The organism is uncultured Limnohabitans sp., from assembly GCF_937889215.1.
GTDB lineage: Bacteria > Pseudomonadota > Gammaproteobacteria > Burkholderiales > Burkholderiaceae_C > Limnohabitans_A.
Genome location: NZ_CALBEX010000035.1, coordinates 1 through 8,168 on the forward strand (window position 1 = coordinate 1; position 8,168 = coordinate 8,168).

Sequence of the window (8,168 nt, forward strand, 5' to 3'; positions counted from 1 at the left end):
GGCTTGCCTGACCACAGCCGTCAAACGGCTCTTGGTTTTGTCCACCGGCTTCAAGTCAAAGTGCGGCGGGATCACCGGCAAATTGGCAAAGCTCCACTTCCCGCGTTTCACGTCGTATTGCTCGGGGGCCTGGATCTCCACCAAGTGGCCCACCGCGCTGGTCACGACATAGGTGTCGTTTTCGAAATGGTCGTCGTGTTTCTCGAACTTACCCGAGGTCGGGGTCAAGGCTTTGACGATGTCTTGAGCCACCGAAGGCTTCTCCGCAATTACCAGTGTCTTCATGTCATTACAATCCGTTGTCTCGCGTGTGCGCACGCGCCCAGGCACGCGCTCACGCGCACGCCCACATGAATTCACCATAACAAATTTTTAACGCCGTGGCCAAAACATCTGTTTCCTCCCCCAGCCGCTCGGTCGCCAATGCCAGCGGTAAACGCATCCAGGTGCGCCGCTCCGGTGTGCACGGCAAAGGCGTGTTTGCCCTGCAAGACCTGGCCGAAGGCGAGACCTTGATTGAATACGTGGGTGAGATCATCAGCTGGGATGAGGCGCAAGACCGCCACCCGCACGACCCCAACGACCCCAACCACACCTTCTATTTCCATGTGAACGAAGACCGGGTGATCGATGCGCTGCACGGCGGCAACTCGTCGCGCTGGATCAATCACAGCTGCAACCCGAATTGCGAAGCCGACGAAGACAACGACCGCATCTTCATCAAGGCCATTCGCAACATCGCCGCGGGCGAAGAGTTGAACTACGACTACGGCCTGATCATCGACGAGCCCTATACCAAGAAGCTCAAGGCCGAATACCCTTGCTGGTGCGGCAGCGCCAATTGCCGGGGCACGCTGCTTTCGCCCAAAGAGCGCAAGGACACGCCCAAAACGCCAAGTCAGAAAAAGTCCAAGGCCAAGTCCAAGGCCAAAGACAAAGTTAAAACCAAGGCCAAGGCCAAGGCCGAGGGCAAGACCCAGTCCGGTGCCCAGGTCAAAGCCAAACCCGAAGCCCAGGTGAAATCCGAAGGCAAAGCCAAAGCACAGGCCAAAGACAAAAAGAAAGCCACCCAGGCGGGCAAGCCCCCAAAACCTGCCAAACCCGTAAAACCCGCCAAGGCGGGTAAAACCCCTGGCCAGAAAAAATAGGCGCTGCCGCTGCCTGCAAAGGCCTTGTTGGCCCCTCGCTGGCGTTCGGCGCGCATGACCGCCCCCACCACGATGCCCCATGATCCAGCTCACCCCTTGGCCCGCTGAAACGATTTGGGAGCAGGTGTACCCCCTGTTGCCCGACTTCACCGTCGAGGTGTTGCCCGAGATCGATTCGAGCAACAGCGAACTCATGCGCCGGGCCCGCGCAGGCCTGCACGAGCCGACCTTGCTGGTGGCCGAACGCCAAACCGCAGGGCGGGGCCGTTTGGGTCGGGTGTGGCAAAGCCAGCCAGGCGATTCATTGACGTTTTCTCTCAGCTTGCCGCTGTCGCCCCAAGACTGGTCAGGCCTGTCTTTGGCCGTGGGCCTGAGTCTGGCCGAAAGCCTGCACCCCGATGTGTGCCTCAAGTGGCCCAACGATTTGTGGTTTCAGGACCGCAAGCTCGGCGGCATCTTGGTCGAGGCGGCCAGCATGGGCGCGCGCAGCCAAGTGGTGGTGGGCGTGGGCCTGAACATCCAACCCCGGGAAGCCAACGGGCTCAACACGCCGCCAGCGGCCCTCACCGAGTTGCTGCCCGAGCTGACCGCACCCGCTTGCTTGGCCAGGGTGGCCTTGCCCTTGATCCAAACCCTGCTGGCTTTTGAAGCCAGCGGTTTTGCCCCTTTGCAAAGCCGCTTTGCCGCCCGTGATGTGCTCAAGGGCCGACGCGTGCACACCAGCGATGGCCAGCAAGGCGAGGCGCTGGGGGTGGGCGTTGGGGGTGCGTTACGATTGCAGACCGAGGCCGGCGCGCAAGACATCCAGAGCGCCGAAATCAGCGTACGCCCCTTTCCCTGATAGGACACTGCAAGATGTTGAAATACTGGCTGGGCCTTTTGTTGTTGCTCAACGCCGCTGTGCTGGCGTGGCAATGGGATGCGTTTGCGCGCTGGGGGCATGGCCCCAACCAGCAGCGCGAACCCGAGCGTCTGCAGCAGCAAATCAATCCTGAGGCCTTGAAGTTTGAGCTGCCTTTGCCCACCGTACGCCCAGCAGCACCTGCTGCTGCCGAGTCCAGCAATGCGCAGGCTGAGGCCCCGGTCAGCGATGGTGCCGCACCCGCTGCCGAGGTGGTTGCCCCCGCAATTGCACCGACTTTGCCCGCAGCATCAGCAACCGCGCCCGCCGCACCGGCACCGTCCGCCTTGCCGGCCACACCCCGATAACCCCTTGTCTTTGGAGTCATGCCATGAGCTTGAAGCTTTACTTCGCCCCCGGTGCCTGTTCGTTTGTGCCCCATGTGCTGTTGGAGATGAGCGGTGCGGCCTTTGAGCCGAGCATGGTCAAGCTGCACAAAGGCGAGCAAAACAGCGAGGATTACAAAGCCATCAACCCGCGTGGCCAAGTGCCTGTGTTGGTGAGTGACGGGCAGCCAGTGACCCAAATCATGGCCATTGTTTTGCACTTGGACCAGCTGTTTCCGCAAGCTGGTTTTTTGCCCGCAGAGCCCATGTCCCGCGCTCGGGCGCTGTCCACGTTGGCCTGGATGAACAATACCGTGCACCCGACGTTCACGCACATCTTCATGCCGCAAAAGTTCACCGACTTGCCCGAAGTGCAAGCGGCGCTCAAGCCCTACAACACGCAACTGTTTCGCGGCATGCTCAGCGAGCTGCAAGACCTGGTCAAAGCCGCATCCGCCAAAGGTCAAGCTTGGCTCAGCGGTGACCGGTTTGGGCCTCTGGATGCCTACAGCCTCACGCTCACCCGCTGGGGCACCATCGCGGGCATCGCCCCCGAGGCGCACCCCGAGTTGTGGGCCTTTGTGCAAAAAGTGGCCGCAGAACCCGCCGTGGCCCGCGTGATCGAGCGCGAGCGCCTGCAGCTGAACATGGGTCCGGTGGCCTGAAGCCGCTGTGCTGAAAAAACCTGTCGGACCTGAAGGCACCGACCTACAGGATACTGAACGGGTTTTGTAGGTCGGCGCCTTCAGGTCCGACACCATGCCCGTGGAACGCCGCCATGCAGCCTGCTGCGCCGCCATGGAACCTGCCGCTGCGCCAAAAACGAGTGGTTGGTCGTCAAGCCCACAAGCAGCGGGGCAAGTGGCAGCGGCTTAAGCCGCACCAAACCGCAACGTAAAGCAAGCACCACTGGGCGTTTGGCTCGGGTGGGCTACGTCCACGCTGATGGTGGCGCTGTGTTGCTGGGCGATTTCCTTGACGATGGGCAAACCCAGTCCTGAACCGTCCACATTGGTGCCCAGCGCCCGATAAAACGGTTGAAACACCAGCTCACGCTCGCCCAAGGGAATGCCAGGGCCGTTGTCTTCCACTTGGATCACCAGCACTTTGCTGTAGGGGTCGACCAACACCCGCAACGTGATCACGCCCTGGCGCTCGGGGGTGTTGGGCGTGTAGTGAACGGCGTTTTCTACCAAGTTGCGCAGCATCTCCTTGAGCAAGGTGGCGTTGCCTTGCACCTGTCCGCCCGGTGTGCCTGCGGCCACGCCCTCAAAGCCCAGGTCCAGGCCCTTGTCCATGGCGAGGGGCAGACAGTCTTGCAAAACCTCGCTGGCCAGCAGGGCCATGTCGCACGACTGCAAGGGCAAGTTGGTCCCACCACCCTCGGCGCGGGCCAGTGACAGCAGCTGGTTGACGGTGTGTGTCGCCTGCACGCTGGCGCGGCCAATTTGCTGCAAAGACTTTTTCAGGTCTTCTTCGCTGGAGCCCGAGCGCTGCGCCAAATCCGCTTGCATGCGCAAGCCCGCCAGAGGGGTTTTGAGCTGGTGGGCAGCGTCGGCCAGAAAGCGTTTTTGCGTGACGATGGAGTCCTTCAATCGCTCGAGCAAGTCGTTCACCGACACCACCAAGGGCGCTACCTCCATGGGCACGGCTTTGTCATCCAGAGGGCTGAGGTCATCGGGTTTGCGCTTGCGGATGCGCTCTTCCAGCTGCGACAGCGGCTTGATGCCACGCACCAGCGCCAACCACACCAACAGCACCGCCAGCGGCAGCAAGGCGAACTGGGGCAGCATCACGCCTTTGATGATTTCAGCGGCCAATACCGAGCGTTTTTCTCGCGTTTCGGCCACCTGCACTAGGGCCGGGCGTTGGCCATCTGCAGCCAGCTGTATCCAGGTGTAAGCCACCCGCACTTCCAGGCCACGCATCTCATCGTCACGGATGTGCACTTGGTAGCTGCTGCCCTTGGGTTCGTTGGGCGTGGGCAGGGGCAGATCGCGTTCACCGCTCAGGTGCTCGTTGAAAGCCCCGCGCACTTGGTAATACACCAGATCGGTTTCGTCAGCCCGCAACAGTTCGCTGGCGGGCTGCGGCAGACTGAACTCGACACGCTTGTCTGTGCCCAGCTTGACCTGCTGGGCCAGCGCCTGCACGTTGTAGACCAGCGCCCGGTCAAAAGGCTTGTTGGCCAGTCCCTGGGCCACCAGCCAGGTCAGCGCCAGGCTGATGGGCCACAGCAAAAGCAGCGGCGTCAGCATCCAGTCGAGGATTTCGCCAAACAGCGAGCGTTGCTCGCGTTTGAAGACCCGCATGTTCCAGCCCTTGGATTTCATGGCTTCAGGGCTTTGTGCATGCGGCAAACCAGGGCTTAGCCTGGGATCTTTTCCAGGCAGTAACCCAGGCCGCGCACGGTGGCGATGCGGATTGGGCCTTTTTCGATTTTCTTGCGCAGGCGGTGGATGTAGACCTCGATCGCGTTGTTGCTGACCTCTTCGCCCCACTCGCACAGGCGCTCGACCAACTGGTCTTTGCTGACCAAGCGGCCAGCGCGCTGCAGCAACACCTCCAGAAGACCCAGCTCACGGGCTGACAGCTCGACCATCTTGCCATCGATGGTGGCCACGCGTCCGGATTGGTCGTAGATCAGCGGTCCGTGTTTGATCTGTGAGGTCGCACCTCCCATGCCCCGGCGCGTGAGGGCGCGCACGCGGGCTTCAAGCTCTTGCAGGCTGAACGGCTTGGCCATGTAGTCGTCCGCACCGTAGTCCAGGCCTTTGACGCGATCTTCTACGCTGTCGGCGGCCGTGAGGATGAGCACGGGCAGCACCGACCCCCTGGCGCGCAAACGCTTGAGCACTTCGAGTCCGTGCATCTTGGGCAGGCCCAAGTCCAGGATCAGCAAGTCAAATTCGTTGTTGGTCATGAGGGCCGCATCGGCCTCGTTGCCGCTGGCCACATGGTCCACAGCCGCACCTGCGCTGCGCAAGGTGCGCAGCAAACCGTCTGCGAGAACTTGGTCATCTTCGGCTATCAGAATACGCATGACTGTCTCCTTTTGTTTTGGGGTGGGGCTCAGTGGTTGGCCAGACGTGATGATTTTAGTGTCAGGCTTGGACGGTTCGGGTTGACCCGCATGGCCGTTGAGCGCGCTCAGGCCAGGCGTTGTGGGTGCGCTGTGCGGCTGATAGGCATGTCGCTTCGCGATGGGCTGCTTGGGTTGTGAAGCGCGGTTGTTGGGGGCGGCTTTCAATCAAGCGGCATAGGCCTCGAGCCCCAAGGCCACCACGGTGGCCACATCTTTGCCCACAGCTTCGCGAAACTCGGCCTCGGCCTGGGCCACGGCGTCCTTGAAAGCTTGCAGCCAGGCCAGGCCCACGGGCGTGAACACCACCCGCCGGGCACGGGCGTCCAGCGTGTCGGCTTCGCGTTGCACCAGACCCCAGGCGTTGCATTGGTCCACCAGATCGCCCATGGCCTGCTTGCTCATGCCTGCGGCGCGGGCCAGATCGGTCAGGCGCGAGCCACCCAAGGCCAGATGCCGCGTGATGTGCACATGCGCGGCGCTGATTTGGTCACGCGCGGCCAGATTGGCCAGCGCCAGTGGCACCCCCTCGTTGCCCGCCATCAGGTGCAGCACGCGCTCGTCAAAGCGCCGCATCGCATGCCCCAGCAAGCGGCCCAGATGGGTTTCTCGCCAGCGGTCATCCTGCAAAAAGAGGTCAGTTGGGCGGTTTGAGTGGGTGTTTTCTGGCATGAACATATGATAAGGCAAACTGACCAAAAATTCGCTTTCAAGGTTTGTACAGTTCGCTTACAGTACTGTTCACGCATCCAGTAAACAGCACATCGGTGTTGAGCCCGGTGCCCCAACCCATTGATATTCAAGGAGATTTCCATGAGCGACGACAACAGCGAAAAGTCCAAAGCCCTGCAAGCCGCCCTGGCCCAGATTGAAAAACAATTCGGCAAAGGCACCATCATGCGTCTTGGCGAAGGCGAAGTGATCGCTGACATTCAGGTGGTGTCCACCGGCTCTTTGGGCCTGGACATCGCGCTGGGGGTGGGCGGCCTGCCCCGTGGCCGCGTGATCGAAATCTACGGCCCTGAGTCATCGGGCAAAACCACCCTCACGCTGCAAGTCATCTCCGAAATGCAGCGCTTGGGCGGCACCTGCGCTTTTGTCGACGCGGAGCACGCTCTGGACGTGCAATACGCTCAAAACCTGGGTGTGAACCTGCAAGAGCTGTTGGTCAGCCAACCTGATACCGGCGAGCAAGCGCTGGAAATCGTGGACAGCTTGGTGCGCTCCGGCGCGGTCGACTTGGTCGTCATTGACTCGGTGGCGGCCCTCACGCCCAAGGCCGAAATCGAAGGCGACATGGGCGACAGCCTGCCCGGTTTGCAAGCGCGTTTGATGAGCCAGGCCTTGCGCAAGCTGACCGCCACCATCAAAAAGACCAATTGCACCGTCATCTTCATCAACCAGATCCGCATGAAGATCGGCGTCATGTTCGGCAGCCCCGAGACCACCACCGGCGGCAACGCGCTCAAGTTTTACGCGTCGGTCCGCCTCGACATCCGCCGCACCGGCACCATCAAAAAGGGCGACGAGGCCATCGGCAACGAGACCAAGGTCAAAGTAGTCAAAAACAAAGTGGCCCCACCCTTCAAGACGGCCGAGTTTGACATCCTGTTTGGAGAAGGCATCAGCCGCGAGGGCGAGGTCATCGACATGGGCGTGACCGCCAAGATTGTCGACAAATCGGGCGCTTGGTACGCCTACCAGGGGGAGAAGATCGGCCAAGGCCGTGACAACGCGCGTGAGTTTTTGCGCGAGAACCCGGCTTTGGCCCGCGAGATCGAAAACAAGGTCCGCGAATCGCTGGGTATCCGTTTGCTCGAATCGGCGATTGCCGAAGTCAAGGCAGACTGAGCATGAACAAGCCCGGTATTCAGCCCACGCTCAAAGGCCGCGCCTTGCGGCTTTTGAGCCAGCGTGAACATTCACGCGCTGAGCTCGAGCGCAAGCTGGTCGCCCACGAAGACGTGCCCGGCGAGCTGGCCAAAGCCCTCGATGAGTTGCAAGTCCGGGACTTCATCAACGATAGCCGTGCAGTGGACTCCCTGGTCAACCGCCGCGCCAGCAAACTGGGGGCAGCCCGTGTCAAACAAGAACTGGCTTCCAAGGGCTTGTCGGGCCAGGCGGTGGCCGAGGCCATGGCCAGCCTCAAGGAAACTGAGTTCAGCCGTGCGCAAGAAGTCTGGCGCAAAAAATTTGGTACGCCGGCGCAAGACCCTCAAGCCAAGGTCAAGCAAATGCGGTTCTTGATCACCCGAGGCTTCAACGCCGAAGTGGTAAGGCGTGTGCTGCAAGGTGCTGAGCCAGATTGACGAGGCATCTAAAAAACAGGCATCAGCCCAGAAAAACCGGGGCTGCGGCCCCCGCCGGGTCATTGCCGCATGACCACGGCACCGCCCGTGGGGGCCATGGGTCACGTTAACCCGACAAAACCAGACTCAGACCGCAAGCCACAGCGCCCAGGCATCACAGCGTGTTGTTGGGCGCGTGTTGTTTGGGCAGCGTCACCCACACAGCCGCCGGCACCATCAGATACAAAATGCCGGCGATGAAATAGGCCGTGGGTAAATGCAAGGCCGTCATGGTTGTTGGTGCCAAGTGGGCCAGCCGTGCGGGGCTCGAACGCAAATCAGGCTGCTGCCACAAAACTCCCCGATTTGCCCCCGTGCTTTTCCAGCAGTTTCACATCGGTGATGGTCATGCCCCGGTCCACG

10 protein-coding genes and 2 pseudogenes are annotated in these 8,168 nt (G+C 61.3%); 6 read left to right on the top strand and 6 right to left on the bottom strand.

Annotated features, from left to right (window positions below; all coding sequences use genetic code 11):
- Nucleotides 1–285: pseudogene (locus tag Q0341_RS00820) on the bottom strand (toprim domain-containing protein); the annotation flags it as partial.
- Between the two features lie 95 nt (nt 286–380).
- Between Q0341_RS00820 and Q0341_RS00825 the strand changes: the two are divergent.
- The 4 genes from Q0341_RS00825 (at nt 381) to Q0341_RS00840 (ending at nt 3,040) form a co-directional block, all read left to right on the top strand.
- Nucleotides 381–1,148, top strand: a complete 768-nt coding sequence (locus Q0341_RS00825; protein WP_299509912.1) for an SET domain-containing protein-lysine N-methyltransferase — start codon at nt 381–383, stop codon at nt 1,146–1,148.
- Between the two features lie 79 nt (nt 1,149–1,227).
- Nucleotides 1,228–1,989 (top strand): biotin--[acetyl-CoA-carboxylase] ligase, encoded by a 762-nt coding sequence (locus tag Q0341_RS00830; RefSeq protein WP_299509914.1) that lies wholly within the window; start codon nt 1,228–1,230, stop codon nt 1,987–1,989.
- 14 nt (nt 1,990–2,003) lie between these two features.
- Nucleotides 2,004–2,357 carry a hypothetical protein gene (locus Q0341_RS00835; RefSeq protein WP_299509917.1) on the top strand — a complete coding sequence of 118 codons (354 nt, stop codon included), beginning with the start codon at nt 2,004–2,006 and terminating at the stop codon, nt 2,355–2,357.
- A gap of 23 nt (nt 2,358–2,380) precedes the next feature.
- Nucleotides 2,381–3,040 carry a glutathione S-transferase N-terminal domain-containing protein gene (locus Q0341_RS00840; protein ID WP_299509919.1) on the top strand — a complete coding sequence of 220 codons (660 nt, stop codon included), beginning with the start codon at nt 2,381–2,383 and terminating at the stop codon, nt 3,038–3,040.
- A gap of 207 nt (nt 3,041–3,247) precedes the next feature.
- Here Q0341_RS00840 and Q0341_RS00845 read toward each other — a convergent pair whose 3' ends face one another.
- The 3 genes from Q0341_RS00845 to Q0341_RS00855 form a co-directional block, all read right to left on the bottom strand.
- The gene (locus Q0341_RS00845) at nt 3,248–4,687 is read right to left on the bottom strand and encodes a sensor histidine kinase (RefSeq protein WP_299509930.1); all 1,440 of its coding nucleotides are present in this window, start codon (nt 4,685–4,687) and stop codon (nt 3,248–3,250) included.
- A 56-nt stretch (nt 4,688–4,743) separates the two neighbouring features.
- Nucleotides 4,744–5,418, bottom strand: a complete 675-nt coding sequence (locus Q0341_RS00850; protein WP_299509920.1) for a response regulator transcription factor — start codon at nt 5,416–5,418, stop codon at nt 4,744–4,746.
- A 207-nt stretch (nt 5,419–5,625) separates the two neighbouring features.
- Nucleotides 5,626–6,129: a MarR family winged helix-turn-helix transcriptional regulator gene (locus Q0341_RS00855; protein WP_299509922.1), complete on the bottom strand. Its 504-nt coding sequence runs from the start codon at nt 6,127–6,129 to the stop codon at nt 5,626–5,628.
- Nucleotides 6,130–6,270: 141 nt separating this feature from the next.
- Here Q0341_RS00855 and recA point away from each other — a divergent pair, with 141 nt between their 5' ends.
- Both recA and recX read left to right on the top strand, forming a co-directional pair.
- The gene (recA, locus tag Q0341_RS00860; protein WP_299509924.1) at nt 6,271–7,308 is read left to right on the top strand and encodes a recombinase RecA; all 1,038 of its coding nucleotides are present in this window, start codon (nt 6,271–6,273) and stop codon (nt 7,306–7,308) included.
- Between the two features lie 2 nt (nt 7,309–7,310).
- Complete coding sequence (gene recX / locus Q0341_RS00865; protein ID WP_299509926.1) at nt 7,311–7,766, top strand: recombination regulator RecX; 456 nt, start codon at nt 7,311–7,313, stop codon at nt 7,764–7,766.
- A 154-nt stretch (nt 7,767–7,920) separates the two neighbouring features.
- Here the strand turns inward: recX and Q0341_RS00870 are convergent, their stop codons facing one another.
- Nucleotides 7,921–8,082, bottom strand: a complete 162-nt coding sequence (locus Q0341_RS00870; RefSeq protein WP_299509928.1) for a hypothetical protein — start codon at nt 8,080–8,082, stop codon at nt 7,921–7,923.
- Nucleotide 8,083: 1 nt separating this feature from the next.
- Nucleotides 8,084–8,168 (bottom strand): annotated as a pseudogene (moaC, locus tag Q0341_RS00875) (cyclic pyranopterin monophosphate synthase MoaC); the annotation flags it as partial.

What these genes read in the sequence shown, in the direction of transcription:
- Q0341_RS00830 (WP_299509914.1), top strand. Translation starts at nt 1,228, where the DNA reads ATGATCCAGCTCACCCCTTGGCCCGCTGAAACGATTTGGGAGCAGGTG.
- Q0341_RS00855 (WP_299509922.1), bottom strand. Translation starts at nt 6,129, where the DNA reads ATGCCAGAAAACACCCACTCAAACCGCCCAACTGACCTCTTTTTGCAG.
- Q0341_RS00850 (WP_299509920.1), bottom strand. Translation starts at nt 5,418, where the DNA reads ATGCGTATTCTGATAGCCGAAGATGACCAAGTTCTCGCAGACGGTTTG.
- Q0341_RS00840 (WP_299509919.1), top strand. Translation starts at nt 2,381, where the DNA reads ATGAGCTTGAAGCTTTACTTCGCCCCCGGTGCCTGTTCGTTTGTGCCC.
- recX (WP_299509926.1), top strand. Translation starts at nt 7,311, where the DNA reads ATGAACAAGCCCGGTATTCAGCCCACGCTCAAAGGCCGCGCCTTGCGG.
- Q0341_RS00835 (WP_299509917.1), top strand. Translation starts at nt 2,004, where the DNA reads ATGTTGAAATACTGGCTGGGCCTTTTGTTGTTGCTCAACGCCGCTGTG.
- recA (WP_299509924.1), top strand. Translation starts at nt 6,271, where the DNA reads ATGAGCGACGACAACAGCGAAAAGTCCAAAGCCCTGCAAGCCGCCCTG.
- Q0341_RS00845 (WP_299509930.1), bottom strand. Translation starts at nt 4,687, where the DNA reads ATGCGGGTCTTCAAACGCGAGCAACGCTCGCTGTTTGGCGAAATCCTC.